Here is a 15,668-nt window from a genome sequence, read left to right on the forward strand (position 1 = left end):
CATATGAAACCCTATTATTATTCGCTGTGTACCTTATTTATTAATTACATCTCTACGACACACGTTATATTAATAGTACCGGTTGCATTGTTGCCGCTGCTATCATTTCCCTGACATATTGCCTTTACTGTTACTTGTTTACCTTTAACAGTAGTTTCACATTTGACAGTTGCCTTTTTTAAGTGGTTGTCGCTCCTAGGATATGAAAGTTGATACCCTTGTACAAACGCCGTTGCGCTTAACAATTCTTGTTGAAATATAAATGTGGCGGAATCTCCGTTGCTTACAGCCTGACTTACAAATACTATCGCCATCATATTCCACTCCTTTACTTCTTGAGTTATAGCAGGTTAGGCCGTCCTAGTTTATTCAAGCTCAGCCAGGCATAAAATATCAACATTTCCAGGTGCACGATTGTTGGAATCATCATACATCTCACATGTAGCAGATACCGATACATTATTTCCCGATACGGAAATAATTGATGCTTTGACTTTCTGTTCTCTGACATGGTTGTCACTATTAGAATATTCCATCGTATATCCTTGCACTAATGTACTAGCACTTGCCACCTTTGATGGAAACGTAAAGGTATGTGTCTTACCATGTCCTACTGTTTGACTCAGACTCTTAAAAGCCATTTCACTCCACTCCTTTTCTGATTTTATACATCAACGAGAAACATGCAGGAGGTATCATACAACTGCTATACATGTGATATCAACACTTCCATAGGCATAGTTATTGGAATCGTCATGCATTACACAGGTTGCGGTTACTGTCACCTGTTGTCCAGATATACTTGCAATTTCTGCGTTGACATTGATTTTCCGGACATGGTTGTCACTACTAGGATATCTCACAGAATAGCCCTGAATTCCCACGGTTACATCAGAAACCTTCTGGTTGAACGTGAAAGTGTAAGACTTCCCATGTTCAACATTTGCATTATTAAATACTAACGCCATAAAAACCTCACTCCTTTTTTTAATCAGTTGGAGAAACGCGAGGAAATCACTGCCTGCCGTCTCCCATTCGTCATTCGAGAGGTGCCGGAACATGTCGGGTAATTGCGCCTGCTCTATGCGGACGAGCTTCTCCACAATCTGTCCGACTTCCGAAGGCGTGGGATCGAATTGCACGCCGATGATCCAATACAGCGTTTGGCGAATCAGTTCCTCTCGTTCCAGGCTTCGAAGCTTCGAAGTATCCTTGCCCGCCAAATCCAACCACAGCCGATGCGCTCGGCTTGGAGTCTGGCGTGCTTGGCCTGCCAAGCGGCAAATGCGGTATCGCGGAAGGTCGTCCAGCTTTTCGACTGCAAGGCTCTCAACAACGCTTCTTCCCGATCCGCTCCCATCGCCACCATGATGATGATCTCCCCGTGGGATGTAGAATAAATACCAACTGGCTGGGTGCAGCCTTTTTTCGGGTCACCCCCCTATAAATGATGCAGCAGTCAAAAGTTTTGTTAACTTAAGGGCAAGACATCGTACCGCTGCTCGTAACGATAATTATATATTCAAAAAAAGGAAAAGTATGTCAAACCAACTCAACAGTCAGCCCTATATTTGGTCCAAGTTCTTAAGTCAGATGTATGGTGACCGGCAAAGTCACCGTCAGCACATTAGGCGCGCGGTTCATGAACCATACGCGTTCGCTTTGGATTTCGGCGTCGCTTCCGCATCATCTTCATATATAAACCAGATGGCATCAAAATCCTTGTATTACAAGGGTTTTGATGCCATCTGGTTGTCTCGTTTTGATGTTATAATCAGTCTCAATTTACGTTATAACTCACACACAGGAATTATTGTTTGGTCACACAAGCCGCTGACGCGAAGCCTCGAACAGCAGCACCGTCGCGGCCATGGCGACGTTGAGCGACTCGGCCTGACCCTGCATCGGGATGATGACCTGCACATCCGACAGCGCCGCCACCTCCGGCGAGACCCCCTTGGCCTCGTTGCCCATGACCAGCCATGTTGGCCGGCGCAGGTCCGTTTCGTAGCACGAGCGTTGCGCTTGCAGGCTCGTGGTGACAAGCTGCACACCGCGTTCGTGCGCGCGCGGCAGCAGCTCCAACAAATCTGCCTCCACGATCGGCAGATGATAAAGCGATCCCATCGTCGAGCGGATCGCCTTGGGATTGTACAGATCGACCGTACCTCGGCCGATCACGACGGCGCCGGCGCCGACCGCATCCGCGCTGCGTATGATCGTGCCGAGATTGCCGGGGTCCTGGACGCCGTCCAGGACGACCGCCAAATCCGGCCCGGCCGCAAGCAGCTCCTCCGCAGTCAGGCCTTGCTTGGCTACAACGGCCAAAACCCCCTGCGGCGTCTGCGTATCCGAGCATTTTTCCAGCACAGCCTGACTCACCGCTATCCGCTCCACATGAGCGGGTACCGCTTCCACCAGGCTGCCGGGCAAACCTTTTTCCTTGCTGTAAATAACGCTCAGCACGGGGGCTCCCGCCCGAACCGCTTCCTCCACCAAGTGGTAGCCTTCGATCAAATATTTCCCCTGCTTGTCCCTGCCGCGGCGATCCAGCAGCTGCGCCCATTCTTTGACGCGGGGGTTTTGTACCGACATAATTTCAATATGTATCATGATCCCTACTCCGCAAAAGTCACTTCAAAAGTTTGAAGATCCGTATTTTTCCCTACGATGACCAAAATATCATGCTCCTTAAGAGGCTCTTCGGCGCTCGGCGGGATGATCAGGTTTTGGCCCTGTTTGATAGCGATGACGTTGCAGCCATATTTGGCGCGAATGTCGAGATGCCGCAAGCTTTTGCCGATCATCTGCCGCGAGACTTGAACCTCCACGATGCTGTAATCGGCGGAAAGCTCGATATAGTCCAAAATGTTAGATGAAATCAGGTGATGCGCGACGCGCTGGCCCATATCTCTTTCCGGAAAAATGACTTTATCCGCGCCGATTTTTTTCAGCACTTTTCCGTGCAGTTCGTTCACAGCTTTCACTACGATCGTAGCAATGCCCATTTCTTTTAAAATGAGCGTAGTCAAAATGCTGGCCTGGATGTCCTCCCCGATCGCTACGATAACAACGTCAAAATTGCGTATGCCCAGAGCCCGGAGCGCGTCCTCGTCCGTCGAATCGGCTTGAACCGCATGAGTGACCAGAGGTGAAATTTCCTGTACGACCGCTTCCCGGTCATCGATGGCAAGAATCTCAAATCCGAACTGCGACAAAGTTTTGGCAACACTCGCACCGAACCTGCCTATGCCGATAACGGCGAATTGTTTCTTCATTCGCGTTCATCCTTCCCTGCTTTTGACATAAGTTCAATTATAACATACATCAGGCGGCATCTCACTTTCGAAAAAAAGCATAAAGCATGAAGCCGCGCAAACTTGAGCATATTAGAAAAGATAACGAAAGGGAAGCGAGGTTCTTGCATGAACATCACCTTAAGACAGGCTATCATCCAGCGCGTCCAAAATAAATCGAACGACGAGCTTCAGGAAATTATTGAGGAATCCATCGGCGGAGAAGAACGCGTGCTTCCGGGGCTGGGCGTTCTTTTTGAAATTATTTGGCAGCACAGCAACGCAGACATCCAGAACGGGCTTGTCGACACACTTAAGGAACATCTGGAATAATCCGCGCGCCAATCGAGCCTCGGGGCCGGGCGCATAAAAGCGGCAGCCACGGACGGGAAAATCAGTCCTAAACTGCCGCTGTTTAATACCCTAAAAATCGTCCATCATCATGCCATTGTCCGAACATCTTATTTATACGGGAAACGTTTATGATACAAATTGGTATCGTTCTGCACAGACCGGATATTGTCGAGCTTTAAGCCTAATTGATCTAACCGTAGGACACGTTCTTTATTAGCTCTGTCCAGTTGCTGTTTTTCAGGCTGCCCTGGAAAGTCGCGACAGTCAGTTAGGACTATGGGAAACAGTGAGGCCCTAATTGGAGGGACAGCCGCTTTTTCTGGGCGTTAGCCTCTTCTTGTGAGTCGCTGAACTGAACAAAATGGGCAGTAGACATCGTCGTAGGGAAAAACCTGCGAAAATGCAGGTTTTTCCTCCAAAATTAGCTTATTTTTGCGAAAAGCCTGCAAAAGTGCAGGAATTTTTGCTAAAAGTGAACCTGAGCCCCTGTCCGCGCTGAAAAGCCTGCACAATTGCAGGAATTGTTCGTGGCCAGCGATCAAGGACGCAAATTCATGTATTTTTGCAGGTTTTCTTCGTACAGCCGGGCAGATTGTAGTTATCGCCACTAACGCGGGGGGGTTCAACAGCCTGAATACTTTTAAAAATAACTACTACTGATACATGTATATTCAGTGTTTCTCCGGCACCGGTTTATCCCTCGCCACCCCTACCGCTCCGCATAAAAAAACACCCCCTCGCACGAAGGAGAGGGGAGTGTTGTAAAACTATTATAGTCCGGAAAATACCGGAAGGGGTGCAGGCTTTTCACAGCTGCTTTGCATGATGTAGTGCTTGCCTTCGGCAGATGCGTCATGAAACCCATGCATCGCTTCCAGTACATGGTACGCCAATTCGCCGTTCGCGCGGTGCGCCCCGGTGTCGCCGTCCAGCAGCGCATGAGCCATCGCGGCTACGCCCAGCCCGCGCGAGTTGTCCGTATAGCCGTGAGTCAGCGGAATCGGCTCCCAGTCGCCGCCGTGCCTGTGCAAATAAACCGGCCCGCCGAACGTATTCGGATCAGGGACGCGCAATGTGCCGCGGCTGCCGTAGATTTCGATATTCGGAAGCTTGGTGCCTCCCGAAATATCGAAGCTCGTGACCAGCGTGGCAATCGCTCCGCTGTGGAAATCAAGCACGCCGGCTACGTGCGTAGGCACTTCGACCTGGATTTTTTGGCCGTATTTCTTCTGGCTCGTAATCGTCCGCTCCGGGTAACTGATGCCCGCGGAACCCGTCACGCGGCGGATCGGTCCCAGCAAAGCAACGAGCGCCGTCAAATAATACGGCCCCATATCGAACATCGGCCCGCCGCCCAGTTGATAATAAAACTCGGGATCGGGGTGCCAGAACTCGTGGCCCCTGGCCATCATGAAGGCTGTCGCCGCCACCGGCGTGCCGATCCAGCCGTCTTCGATCAGCTTGCGGCACGTCTGAATGCCGCCGCCGAGGAACGTGTCCGGCGCGCTGCCGACAAGCAGCCCTTTGCTGCGCGCCTTCTCCAGAATGCGCTGCCCGTCCTCGCGGGTTACCGCCAAGGGCTTTTCCACATATACGTGCTTGCCCGCTTCCAGCACTTGCAGGCACACTTCCGCGTGCGCCGCCGGAATCGTCAAATTGATCACGATGTCTATGTCCGGATCGGCCAAAAGCTCGCTAACGGAATACGCTTTGGCGATTGCAAATTCTTCCGCTCTCGCTTTGGCCCGCGCGAGGTCCAAATCCGCGCATGCAGCCAGCTCCAAATGAGCGAATTTCGGAATATTGGTCATATATATCGCGCTGATATTGCCGCATCCGATGATGCCAACCTTGATCTTCTTCATTCCAGTTCCATCCTCCTGATCTGTCGCTTATCTGGCCGCCCAAAGCATCCCGCGGCGCATCAATTCAAGTGTCTGCGGCATGCTCACGATGTTCGCCTGATGCCCGAGCGAGCAATAGTAAACCTTGCCTTGCCCGTACGTTTTCGTCCAGACCACCGGCATTTCCACATCGCCGAAATCGGTCACGGCATGCACCTGAATCGCCGGGTCGATATGCATGTAATATTTTTCCGAGACAACGACAAAATCTTCGATCCCCTCGGTCAAAGGATGCGCTGCGTCCTTAATTCGCACGGTATAGGTAACGCCGTCGTTGCCGGGATGGGCTACCCACTGGCCGCCGACCATGTACTGATACTCCACCTCGTTGCGGAACGAATCCCCCATTCCGCCGTGGCAGCCGGCAATTCCCGTACCGCCTTCCTGAACGGCGGCGATCATGGGAGCAAGCTGCTCCTTCTCGATCTTGCCCATCGTCCAGACGGGAACGATCAGATCGACGCTTTTCAGCCGTTCGGCGTCTTTGAAACTGTCCAGCGTGTCGGAAATTTCGACCTGGAAGCCTTCTTCGCGCAATACGCCGCCCAAAATGGCCGCTACTTCCTCCGGCTGATGGCCGTCCCATCCGCCCCATACGACTAACGCTTGTTTGCTCATATCCGGCAATCTCCTCTCGTTTCTAGCCAATCTGTTTTAAACTTCGCTGATTCGCACCCACCGGCGCTCGGCGATCGATTGATCGACGGCTTCCAGCACTTCCTGACATTTCACGCCATCCACAAAATTCGGAACCGGCTGGCGGTCTTCCGACAGCGCGTTCATCAGCTCCACAACCTCGTGAAGAAACGTATGCTCGTATCCGATCGTATGGCCTGGAGGCCACCAGGCATCCATGTAGGCGTGCGAAGGATCGGTTGCCAGCACGCGGCGAAAGCCCTGCACATCCTCCGCATCGTCCGTAAAATAAACCTGCAGCTCGTTCATCCGCTCAAAGTCGAACTTCACGCTGCCCTTGCTGCCGTTGATTTCAAAAGCGTTCGTGCAGCGGTGCCCGGGAGCGAAACGCGTCGCCTCGAAGCTGCCGAGAGCGCCGCCGGCAAAACGCGCCATGAACAGCGTCGCGTCGTCGACCGTAACAGGCCCGCGGGGGGCATCCTTGCTGCCCTTCGCGCTGAGACCTGTCATCGAGGCCGGCATCGGGCGTTCTTTGACGAACGTCTCGCTCATGCCGATGACCTCCGTCATTTCCCCGATCAGGAAGTGCGCCAGATCGATCAGGTGTGCGCCCAGGTCGCCGTGCGAGCCGGAACCGGCGACTTCCTTTTGCAAGCGCCAGACGAGCGGGAAGTCCGGATCGACGATCCAGTCCTGCAGGAACCAGGCGCGGAAATGATAAATCTGGCCGAGGCGGCCGTCGGCCACCAGCTTTTTCGCCAGCTGCACCGCCGGAGCGAACCTGTAGTTGAAGCCGACCATGTGCTTCACCCCGGCCGTCTCAGCCGCCTGCAGCATTTCCCTTGCGTCCGCAAGGGTCAGCGCCAGCGGCTTCTCGCAGAACAGATGCTTGCCGGCCTTGGCCGCAGCAAGCGCGATTTCCTTGTGCGCGTCGCTCGGCGCATTGATATCGACGATGTCGATATCCGGATGCGTGACCAGCTCGCGCCAATCGGTGACGTGCCCTTCCCAGCCGAACTGCTCGGCTGCGGTTTTGACACCGTTTTCATCACGGCCGCAGATGAGCTTCATTTTCGGTACGGCCGTTTGCGGGAAAAACATATGTAAATCCCGGTACGCATGACTGTGCGCCTTCCCCATAAACTTGTAACCGACCATACCTACGTTAAAAGACTTCATTCCCATTTCCTCCTCTTCGGTATCGGATTCATGCATGTCCCGGAAGTCTGTCCGTTGAACCGGCGAACCGCGGCCCCGGATAGTCCCCTGGAAATGTCTCAGTTGTTGTTCTGCGAAGATTGACGCACCACAAGCCCGGTGGGCAGCTTGATCTGAAAAGGCCCGGCCGCTTCGACGCCGCCCGGCACCTGCTCCAGCACGCCGCGCGCCGCTCTCTTGCCCATTTCAAAAAAGGGCACGCTCACACTGGTCAGCGGCGGATCGCTCAGCTTCGCGGCATCGGAGTCGTCGCAGCCGACAACGGCAAAATCCCGCCCCGCCGTCCAGCCCCGCTCGCGCAGCCCCTGCATCAGCCCGATCGCCATGCGGTCGTTGGCCGCGAAGACGGCGTCCACCTCGTGCCGCCGCTCCCACAAAGCCGCAGCGGCTTCGTAGCCGCTCTTTCTGCTGTAGTTGCCCTCCAGCAGCCATGACGGCGATACGTCCAGCCCCGCTGCGTCCATCGCTTTCAAGTACCCCTCCAGCCGGTCCTTGCTGTTCGAATAAGGAGGCGAACCGTTCAGGAAAGCGATCCGGCGGAAGCCGGATTCCTGCAAATGGCGGACCGCCAGGTAGCTGCCCTGCACATGATCCGCGTCCACAACGCTCAGCGGCATCCCCTCAAAACGCTGGTTAACGAGACAAAAAGGGAACCTCTGCTCATGAAGCTGCTGCAGCGACTGGCGCTGGGCCGGCGTATCCTGGGAGCCGAGTATGACACAGGCATCCACCTTCTGCGAACGATGCAGCCTGGTGTAGTCGACCTCATCGTCCGGCGACAGAAACATAAGCAGCATGTCATAGCCCTGCTGTTTCACTTCCTCGCCTATGCCGCTCAATATTTCCGAGAAATAATACGTGGAAAAAAGATGCACCTTCGGCACGTACGGCAGCACGACACCCAAATTGCCGCTGCGCCTGCGGGCAAAGCTCTGCGCGATCGCATTCGGGTGATAATCAAGCTCCTTGGCCGCTTGCAGCACGCGCTCCCTCGTCTTGGGCTTCATCGGCCCCACACCGTTGAATACCCGGGATACAGTCGCTTCAGAAACCCCTGCCAGCTCGGCGACCTCTTTTCTTGTTACCATGTCAAGCCTCCACGACGATTCCCTAACCTGCTTCAAAAAGGGAGCCGTTCATTAAAATGTACACGCGTACATTTTCTCATCCGGTTCCCGATTTTGTCAATATGCAAGGCGAAAGCAACACAATATTTTTTTCAGACAGCCGGATTTCGCCAATCAATTACAAATTGTATGTTTAATTGACTATATTTTTCCATTACCACCTGATTGTGATGTTGTATCCGTTTGCAGTTCGTTTTATCATTATTGAATGACTAATTATGAAGTGGAATGAGTGATCTTATTGAAATCAGTCGGTAGCCTGTTGCGTGAAGCCGCATCGAGAATGCTAGGAGCCGTCCTGGGAGATAAACGGCCTGCTGCCGCACAACATTCGTTCCAAACGGTACCCCGGATTCATCGCCGGAAAGAGCTGCTGGCTTTGCTGGATTCATCCGTCCGCGTCCTTCGGCAAGGAAAAGCGGCCTCTTTTCGGACTATTATACTGCTCGATATCGATCGTTTTCGCGATCTGAACATTTCGCTCGGATACTTGTCCGGCGATTTCCTGCTGAAGGAAGTCGCCCGCCGGCTGCTCGCCGTTCCTTCGTGCATACATGCGATCCGCTCCGGTGACGACGAATTTTTGCTGCTTATGCAGGCGCCATCCGAACGGCAGCTGGCCGCCGGCCTGGAACAGGTGCAGCAAGTCTTTATACAGCCGTTCGACATTGCGGGCGAAGAATGCTACGTCAATGCCAGCATCGGCAGCAGCACGATCGATATCAGTCCCGATACGCTGGAAGAAGCGCTCAAGCAAGCCGATCTTGCTCTTTTTGCCGCCAAACATACGGGGAAAAACAAGCAGGTCGCCTTCGACGGCATGATGGCGGTGCGTCCCATCCGGCAAGTCCGCATGGAGACCGAATTGCGCAGGGCGATCCAGAAGGACCAACTGACGCTGTACTACCAGCCCCGGCTCGATCTTTCGAGCGGTGAAATCATTTGCCTGGAGGCGCCGGTCAGATGGAACCATCCGATTCACGGGATCATTCAGCCAAGCGAATTCATTCCTCTCGCCGAAGAGAGCGGTTTGATCATACCGCTGGGCGAATGGGTGCTGCGCCATGCATGCCTGCAAAAGAAAAAATAGCTGGAACCGGAATCATCAACTACCAGTTGGCCGTCAACATTTCGCCGTGCCAATTTCAGGAGCCGGATTTTGCCGATAAAGTCATTCGCGTTATTGAGCAGACCCGCCTGGATCCCAGTTTTCTGGAATTCGAAATTACGGAAAGCTCGATCATGCACAACCTGGACAAAACCGTGTCGATTCTGGAAAAATTAAGCACGCTGGGCATTTCCATTTCGATCGACGATTTTGGCATCGGCTATTCGTCCTCGCGACCACAACGATCTGGCGATTACGCACGCGATTATCCATCTCGGCCATACGCTCAATCTGCAGGTCGTCGCCGAGGGTGTCGAAGAAATCAGCCAGCTGGAAATATTGCGGGAAACGAAATGCAACACGATTCAAGGCTATTTGCTAAGCCCGCCGGTCTCAGCTGTCGAGCTGGAGACGCTGATTTCCTGCAAATCTTTAACGCTGCAATAGCGAAGCTGCACCCCAAGGAGGATGCAGCTCTGACAGTTCCTTATCGCCCCTTGCGCAGGGGCGTTTTTTTCTTCACCGGAGTGTACAGGCCGTGCCATCTGGCGTACCGGATCACTTTGGCGAAAATGCGCTTGTCTTTCAGCTTGCGAAAAATGTACGGATCGGGCGATGTGTTGACCTCCAAAATCCACGGATGCAGCTTTTTATCGACCGCTACGTCGAGACCGATTTCCTTAACTCCCGGGTGCCGGGCATGCATGGCTCTGGCAACCTGGACTCCCAACGTCCGCAGACGGCCGATAAACTGCTCCCGCTCGGTTGCGTTCATGTAGCCGGCAAACAGAGCATCCGCCGGTTTCAACGTTCCGCCGTTATGGAAATTCGTCACGATTTTACGGGGATGAGCCACCCTCCCGATGATTCCGGTCGCTTCCCATTTGCGCTGGGGGGACTGCTGCACCATGACTCTTAGATCAAAACGGCTCCCTTTATATGTTAACAAATGTATGCCTTTTTGAACGAGATAAGGACGATTGCGCGTTTTTTGAACAATTGAAGCGTACAGCTTGTCAAAATGCTTGAAGCGTCTTTTGATTTCCCCGGACTGATACGAGTAAGGATGCTCCGCCTCCGGCTGCCAATCTACCCGCATCACCCCGTTCCCGAACGTACCTACGTCGGGCTTGACATAGACCATTTTATGGCTGCCAAGCATCTGCTCCAGCGATTCGCCGGTCATCCGCTTCGTCGCGGGAATGCTCGGCCTCAGCTTCTCGGAAGCTTGAATCGCTACCGTTTTGGCCCATTTGCTGTAAATATATCTTCGCAGTTTCTGCTTCATGTCCTTCCTCCAGCTGCGTTCTGTAAAACTCGGCTAATGACTGGGCCGCCGCCTGCCAGCTGAAGCGCTGTACGGCGTCCTTGCGCGCCTGTTTTGCCAGATTTTTCGCCCATGCTTGATTTGCTGCGACTTCCACGATCGTTCTTGCAAATGATTCCGGATCTTTATAATCTTTGACGGTAATTCCGTTATGGCCGCTGCGAATGATTTCGTTGATGCCGCCGTTCGCCGAAGCAACAACCGGGATGCCGGAAGCCATAGCTTCCACGTTGACAAGCCCGAAAGCTTCATGCTCTTGCGACGGGCATACGAAACAATCCGCGAGCCAGTAAATTTCATGCAGCTTGGCGTGAGGAATGTGGCCCAAAAACTTCACAGGTACACCGAGTTTTCCGGCCTGCCTGCCCAGCTCGGTTTTATAGCTCTTGCACCGGGCTTTGCCGGCAATAAGCAGCCGGGCTCCGGGCACTTTTTTTCTGGCTGAATGGACAGCGTTGATCAGTACGGAGATCCCTTTTCTCTCGATAATCCGGCCGATAAAAAGCACTTGAAAGCTTCCGCGAAGCCGGTATTTCTTTTGAAACCGTTCCTTCTTTGCCCGAGACGCCGGGCGGAAACGGGCGACGTCCGTGCCAAGGTGAACTTTGGTAAGCTTGCTCTCCTGGTTCGGAAACAAGGCCGCCAGCTCATCTTGAAGCGAGCCGCTGTTCGCAACGATCCAGTCCACCCGGGACAATTGGGCATCCGCAAGCTCGACGGAGGTGTGCGGCGGCTGGACGAAGGTCAGGGAATGAAGGAATAAAGACACCGGCGTATGCGGCAAAAGCTCTTTGATCGCGGCAGCGTACTGCGGTCTGTTGTCCACTTGAATCAGGTCGTACGCTTGACCTTGAATGGCGTCCAGTACGGCTTGCAAATACGTATCCGGACTGCCCCCCGGCACCCTGACGATCGTCAAGGAGCCCTGCTTGGCAATACGCTTGTAACGGGGATTCCGTCTGCTGATAACCGTTACCTGATGGTGCTCAGCCAATTTGCGGGCAATGGCGTAAATGCATATTTCCACCGAGTTTCCAAGCAGCGGCGGCACCGGATATTTCTCGGGAGCGACAATCAAAATGTTCACGGAAGGGAGCCACTTCCTTGCAGGGTTCGCCCTGCGCTTTTTTGAACCTGTACCTATTGTATGAAGCGCCGGCCGTTTTGGCGACTCATCCCGTCCATATCGGATAAGCCTCTTTCGAGGCCAAAATCGGGCGGCCGACTACGCATGCGCTTAGCGCGCTCTCATACCACCGTGGATTTCATCCTAATCAGGTCAACTGCGTGCCCAGAAACCCACACGCCAGAGCCGGTCGCACAACCCGCGAAAAAAACCTGCACTTTTGCAGGTTTTATCAAGTGGCTGCGGCGATGCATGCGGTGGTGGCCTCGGCTATGCTCGCGTCGAGAGCCTCGACGTTGCCTGCGGCGGAGGCTCCGGCGATGCAAGGAAAAAACCTGCAAAAATACAGTTTTTTGCCCGGATGTTACGCTGGCTGCGGCATATTCCTGCAAATGTGCAGGCTTTTCGACGCGAACAGGGGCTCTGGTTCATTTTCACCGAAAATTCCTGCACAATCGCAGGCTTTTCGCCAAAATGAACCATTTTTGCGAAGAAAACCTGCACTTTTGCAGGTTTTATCAAGTGGCTGCGGCGGGAGCTGTGGCACTCCATGCGGCAGGGGGCTCCGGCGATACCCACGGCAGAGACCTCGGCTTTGCCCACGGCGGGGGCCCCGGCTATGCTCTCGGCGGGGGCCTCCGCACCACCCGCGGCGCCCGCCCTCGCGGGCACAAAAAAGAAGCTGCGCCCAAGCTCCAAGCTCGGGTGCAGCTTCTTATATGATCGCCGGGTTCTCGCTTACGGCGCGTTCGTCAAAAACTGGGCGGTTGGATTTTTTTCCATCGCCGAACGCAGCGCGTACTCGCTTTCGAACAAGCCGACATAGTTGCCCTTCTTGTCTTTGACAAGCTGGGAATTGATGCGGAACTTGCCCGGGTCGATCTTCTCGTCGACAATCCAGCGGGCAAACTGGAAGTTTTGCCGCTGCAGCTGAATATCGACGCCGTATTCGTTCTTCATGCGGTGTTCGAACACCTCGAACTGCAGCTGCCCGACGACACCCAGAATCGTATCCTCGAAGCCGATCGTCGTGAACACCTGAATCGTCCCTTCTTCCGTCAACTGGTCGATTCCTTTTTGATACTGTTTATGCTTCAGCGCATTTTTGACCGTCACCTTGCTGAACAGCTCCGGCGAGAAAGTAGGCAACTCGTCGAAAACAATCTCCTCTCCCTGGCTGAGCGAATCGCCGATCCGGAAAATACCCGGATCGAACAGGCCGATGATGTCGCCGGCGAACGCTTCCTCGACGATGTCGCGGTCCTGCGCAAGGAACTGCTGCGGCTGCGACAGCTTGATATCTTTGCCGGCGCGAATGTGCTTCACGGTCATGCCGCGCTCAAATTTGCCCGATACGATGCGCAGGAAAGCTACGCGGTCGCGATGAGCGGGATTCATGTTCGCCTGAATTTTGAAAACGTAGCCCGAGAACTTCTCCTTCGTCGGTTGAATGACGCCCGCGGTGCTGCTGCGCGGCTCAGGCTTCGGCGCCAGCTGCAGGAAGTTTTCCAAAAACGTCTGCACGCCGAAATTGTTGATCGCACTGCCGAAAAACACCGGAGTCAGCTCACCTTTGAGCACCTTCTCCATATCGAACGGATCGCCTGCCACATCCAGCAGCTCGATATCCTGGCTCAGCTGCTTGTGGAGGAACTCTCCCGCAATCTCTTTGACAAGCGGATCGTCCACACCGCTGACTTTGCGGACCTCGATCTGCTTGTGATCGTCGCCCTGGAACAGTTCGAGCTGCGTTTTCTCACGGTCGTAGACGCCGCAAAACTGCTTGCCCGAGCCGATCGGCCAGTTCATCGGATAAGAGCGGATGCCGAGCACTTCCTCCAGCTCTTCCAGCAAATCGAAAGGATCGCGGCCTTCGCGGTCCAATTTGTTAATAAATGTAAAAATCGGAATGCCGCGCATCCGGCACACCTGGAACAGCTTCTTCGTCTGCGCCTCGACCCCTTTGGCTACGTCGATCAGCATCACCGCGCTGTCCGCCGCCGTCAAAGTCCTGTACGTGTCTTCACTGAAGTCCTGGTGACCTGGCGTATCGAGAATGTTCACGCGGTGGCCTTCGTAGTCGAACTGCATCACGCTGGACGTAACGGAAATTCCGCGCTGCTTCTCGATTTCCATCCAGTCCGAAGTGGCGTGCTTGCTGGCCTTGCGGCCTTTTACCGTACCCGCCAGCCGGATAGCTCCCCCGAACAGGAGCAGCTTCTCGGTTAACGTCGTTTTCCCGGCATCCGGGTGGGAAATAATCGCGAAGGTGCGCCGTTTGGCGACCTCCGATTCCAAAACTTTATTGACTTGCGTCGTCATCTGGTTAGTCCTTTCATTCGACATTTCCGGATCGCCTAAGCCGGCAATCCCTTACCTTGCCTTGCAATCCGAATCTACACATTCGCCTTCTGCAACGGAACCGTCCAGTTCGCTTCCCCGATATAGGTGCGGTTGCTGAATTCTCTGCCCCGCAGCACCACTTTATCCGCATATACTTGCACGTACAAACCTTGCGATTTGTTCTTGGCCTCCTGCTGATAGGCGCGATTGAGCGGCCGACCGACAGAGGAATTGTGGAAATAGTGAAAATGTTCCTGCACATAATGCGGGGTGCCGTTCTGAAAATCCATGTGGCGGTGCCCGCAGAACACAAACACGTTTTTGTACGGCTTCAGCGCTTCCCTGAATGCCTTGGCGCGGATCAATTGATGCGACGCCCCGTTCGTATCGCCCGTCGGCAATGGCTGGTGTGTCATCACAAAAAGCGGTTTCCCCGGCACATAAGAAGCTTTGAGCCGCTCCTTGAACCAGGCCATCTGCTCATCGGAATACCAGGCGCCTTCGCCGACGTCCGGTTTTTCCTGCACGTACGCTTCCTGTGAAAGCAGCAGCATTGTGTGCCCTTTTGCCGTGTACTCATTGTACGGCTTGCCGTATCCGAAAAACTTCATAAACTGCTCTCGTGAAAGAGCGTCGGTCTTGCCGTTGGGCACCGCTTTCTGGTCCCAACTGTTCGATTTGTTGATCCAGATCGTATAGTAATCATGGTTCCCCATGTTCGCATGTACCGGCGGCAGCTTATAGTCGTTTACAATGGATTTCAGCTCCTTGTAGTCCCGTTCCGTACCCGTATCCGTCAAATCGCCGGTAATGATGATCGCATCTACAGGGGAATCGTAATGAGTAATATCGTCAAGCGCCTGCCTCAGCTTGCGCACGGTCTGCGGATCGCCGGCCGTGACATGCAGATCGCTCAAAATAAAGTAAGACATAAGCAGCCCCGACTGCGGCAGTTCCGCAGCGGCAGCGCCCTGAATCGGCTCCCCGTCCGCAGCATGGGCGGAAACGGCTTCCTCCTCAGGAAGAAATCTCTTCTTCACCAATTGGCTGAAAAAAGCACTGGCGCCAATAAGACCCGCCCCTATAAACATGAGCCATCTGAGAAACGCTCTCCGCGACATTCCGCACCTCTATCGTAACGAAGCCTATTTAAGCAAACTTAATTATATCATAAAATTGCCGCGCAATGTGATGGATCCCCTTCCATCGGACACAAAGCCGCAAAGGGC

Annotated in this window: 17 protein-coding genes and 1 pseudogene; 4 read left to right on the forward strand and 14 right to left on the reverse strand. The window is 53.9% G+C overall.

Annotated elements, in window-relative coordinates; translation table 11 throughout:
• Window positions 1–44 precede the first annotated feature (44 nt).
• The 5 genes from AC3G2T_RS09960 to AC3G2T_RS09980 form a co-directional block, all read right to left on the reverse strand.
• Entirely contained in the window at window positions 45–317 is a 273-nt protein-coding gene (locus AC3G2T_RS09960; protein WP_474679918.1) for a hypothetical protein, read from the reverse strand.
• 48 nt (window positions 318–365) lie between these two features.
• Window positions 366–641 carry a hypothetical protein gene (locus tag AC3G2T_RS09965; protein ID WP_474679917.1) on the reverse strand — a complete coding sequence of 92 codons (276 nt, stop codon included), beginning with the start codon at window positions 639–641 and terminating at the stop codon, window positions 366–368.
• 54 nt (window positions 642–695) lie between these two features.
• The gene (locus AC3G2T_RS09970) at window positions 696–1,223 is read right to left on the reverse strand and encodes a hypothetical protein (protein WP_488435328.1); all 528 of its coding nucleotides are present in this window, start codon (window positions 1,221–1,223) and stop codon (window positions 696–698) included.
• 598 nt (window positions 1,224–1,821) lie between these two features.
• Window positions 1,822–2,613, reverse strand: a complete 792-nt coding sequence (locus AC3G2T_RS09975; RefSeq protein WP_488435329.1) for a TrmH family RNA methyltransferase — start codon at window positions 2,611–2,613, stop codon at window positions 1,822–1,824.
• Window positions 2,614–2,618: 5 nt separating this feature from the next.
• The gene (locus tag AC3G2T_RS09980) at window positions 2,619–3,278 is read right to left on the reverse strand and encodes a potassium channel family protein (protein WP_488435330.1); all 660 of its coding nucleotides are present in this window, start codon (window positions 3,276–3,278) and stop codon (window positions 2,619–2,621) included.
• 147 nt (window positions 3,279–3,425) lie between these two features.
• Here AC3G2T_RS09980 and sspI point away from each other — a divergent pair, with 147 nt between their 5' ends.
• Window positions 3,426–3,629 carry a small acid-soluble spore protein SspI gene (sspI, locus tag AC3G2T_RS09985; protein WP_488435331.1) on the forward strand — a complete coding sequence of 68 codons (204 nt, stop codon included), beginning with the start codon at window positions 3,426–3,428 and terminating at the stop codon, window positions 3,627–3,629.
• Between the two features lie 791 nt (window positions 3,630–4,420).
• Here sspI and AC3G2T_RS09990 read toward each other — a convergent pair.
• From AC3G2T_RS09990 to AC3G2T_RS10005, 4 genes are all read right to left on the reverse strand, one after another.
• Window positions 4,421–5,515, reverse strand: a complete 1,095-nt coding sequence (locus tag AC3G2T_RS09990; protein WP_488435332.1) for a Gfo/Idh/MocA family protein — start codon at window positions 5,513–5,515, stop codon at window positions 4,421–4,423.
• A gap of 27 nt (window positions 5,516–5,542) precedes the next feature.
• Window positions 5,543–6,172 (reverse strand): ThuA domain-containing protein, encoded by a 630-nt coding sequence (locus AC3G2T_RS09995; RefSeq protein ID WP_488435333.1) that lies wholly within the window; start codon window positions 6,170–6,172, stop codon window positions 5,543–5,545.
• Between the two features lie 36 nt (window positions 6,173–6,208).
• Window positions 6,209–7,369, reverse strand: a complete 1,161-nt coding sequence (locus AC3G2T_RS10000) for a Gfo/Idh/MocA family protein (RefSeq protein WP_488435334.1) — start codon at window positions 7,367–7,369, stop codon at window positions 6,209–6,211.
• 98 nt (window positions 7,370–7,467) lie between these two features.
• Complete coding sequence (locus AC3G2T_RS10005; RefSeq protein ID WP_488435335.1) at window positions 7,468–8,496, reverse strand: LacI family DNA-binding transcriptional regulator; 1,029 nt, start codon at window positions 8,494–8,496, stop codon at window positions 7,468–7,470.
• A gap of 280 nt (window positions 8,497–8,776) precedes the next feature.
• Here AC3G2T_RS10005 and AC3G2T_RS10010 point away from each other — a divergent pair, with 280 nt between their 5' ends.
• The 3 genes and pseudogenes from AC3G2T_RS10010 to AC3G2T_RS10020 all read left to right on the forward strand — a co-directional run bounded on the left by AC3G2T_RS10010 (window position 8,777) and on the right by AC3G2T_RS10020 (window position 10,090).
• On the forward strand, window positions 8,777–9,625 hold the full coding sequence (locus tag AC3G2T_RS10010; RefSeq protein WP_474679908.1) for a diguanylate cyclase: 849 nt from the start codon (window positions 8,777–8,779) through the stop codon (window positions 9,623–9,625).
• Window positions 9,604–9,813 (forward strand): annotated as a pseudogene (locus AC3G2T_RS10015) (EAL domain-containing protein); the annotation flags it as partial. The gene AC3G2T_RS10010 and the pseudogene AC3G2T_RS10015, both read left to right, overlap by 22 nt.
• A 40-nt stretch (window positions 9,814–9,853) precedes the next feature.
• Window positions 9,854–10,090, forward strand: a complete 237-nt coding sequence (locus tag AC3G2T_RS10020; RefSeq protein WP_474679907.1) for an EAL domain-containing protein — start codon at window positions 9,854–9,856, stop codon at window positions 10,088–10,090.
• 40 nt (window positions 10,091–10,130) lie between these two features.
• Here AC3G2T_RS10020 and AC3G2T_RS10025 read toward each other — a convergent pair whose 3' ends face one another.
• The 5 genes from AC3G2T_RS10025 to AC3G2T_RS10045 all read right to left on the reverse strand — a co-directional run bounded on the left by AC3G2T_RS10025 (window position 10,131) and on the right by AC3G2T_RS10045 (window position 15,560).
• On the reverse strand, window positions 10,131–10,907 hold the full coding sequence (locus AC3G2T_RS10025) for a YheC/YheD family protein (protein WP_488435367.1): 777 nt from the start codon (window positions 10,905–10,907) through the stop codon (window positions 10,131–10,133).
• Window positions 10,789–12,057, reverse strand: coding sequence for a glycosyltransferase family 4 protein (locus AC3G2T_RS10030; RefSeq protein WP_474679906.1), 1,269 nt, complete (start codon window positions 12,055–12,057; stop codon window positions 10,789–10,791). The genes AC3G2T_RS10025 and AC3G2T_RS10030 overlap by 119 nt, the downstream gene beginning before the upstream one ends.
• 309 nt (window positions 12,058–12,366) lie before the next feature.
• Window positions 12,367–12,699 (reverse strand): hypothetical protein, encoded by a 333-nt coding sequence (locus tag AC3G2T_RS10035; protein ID WP_488435336.1) that lies wholly within the window; start codon window positions 12,697–12,699, stop codon window positions 12,367–12,369.
• 135 nt (window positions 12,700–12,834) lie between these two features.
• Window positions 12,835–14,418: a peptide chain release factor 3 gene (locus tag AC3G2T_RS10040; protein ID WP_474680245.1), complete on the reverse strand. Its 1,584-nt coding sequence runs from the start codon at window positions 14,416–14,418 to the stop codon at window positions 12,835–12,837.
• Between the two features lie 74 nt (window positions 14,419–14,492).
• Window positions 14,493–15,560, reverse strand: a complete 1,068-nt coding sequence (locus AC3G2T_RS10045; RefSeq protein WP_488435337.1) for a metallophosphoesterase family protein — start codon at window positions 15,558–15,560, stop codon at window positions 14,493–14,495.
• Between the last annotated feature and the right edge of the window lie 108 nt (window positions 15,561–15,668).

The organism is Paenibacillus sp. sgz302191, from assembly GCF_057749925.1.

Bases quoted from the DNA above. Each gene is read 5' to 3' on its own strand.
- AC3G2T_RS10000 (WP_488435334.1), bottom strand. From the start codon at position 7,369: ATGAAGTCTTTTAACGTAGGTATGGTCGGTTACAAGTTTATGGGGAAG.
- sspI (WP_488435331.1), top strand. From the start codon at position 3,426: ATGAACATCACCTTAAGACAGGCTATCATCCAGCGCGTCCAAAATAAA.
- AC3G2T_RS10005 (WP_488435335.1), bottom strand. From the start codon at position 8,496: ATGGTAACAAGAAAAGAGGTCGCCGAGCTGGCAGGGGTTTCTGAAGCG.
- AC3G2T_RS09995 (WP_488435333.1), bottom strand. From the start codon at position 6,172: ATGAGCAAACAAGCGTTAGTCGTATGGGGCGGATGGGACGGCCATCAG.
- AC3G2T_RS09975 (WP_488435329.1), bottom strand. From the start codon at position 2,613: ATGATACATATTGAAATTATGTCGGTACAAAACCCCCGCGTCAAAGAA.
- AC3G2T_RS09990 (WP_488435332.1), bottom strand. From the start codon at position 5,515: ATGAAGAAGATCAAGGTTGGCATCATCGGATGCGGCAATATCAGCGCG.
- AC3G2T_RS09965 (WP_474679917.1), bottom strand. From the start codon at position 641: ATGGCTTTTAAGAGTCTGAGTCAAACAGTAGGACATGGTAAGACACAT.
- AC3G2T_RS09980 (WP_488435330.1), bottom strand. From the start codon at position 3,278: ATGAAGAAACAATTCGCCGTTATCGGCATAGGCAGGTTCGGTGCGAGT.
- AC3G2T_RS10040 (WP_474680245.1), bottom strand. From the start codon at position 14,418: ATGACGACGCAAGTCAATAAAGTTTTGGAATCGGAGGTCGCCAAACGG.
- AC3G2T_RS09960 (WP_474679918.1), bottom strand. From the start codon at position 317: ATGATGGCGATAGTATTTGTAAGTCAGGCTGTAAGCAACGGAGATTCC.
- AC3G2T_RS10045 (WP_488435337.1), bottom strand. From the start codon at position 15,560: ATGTCGCGGAGAGCGTTTCTCAGATGGCTCATGTTTATAGGGGCGGGT.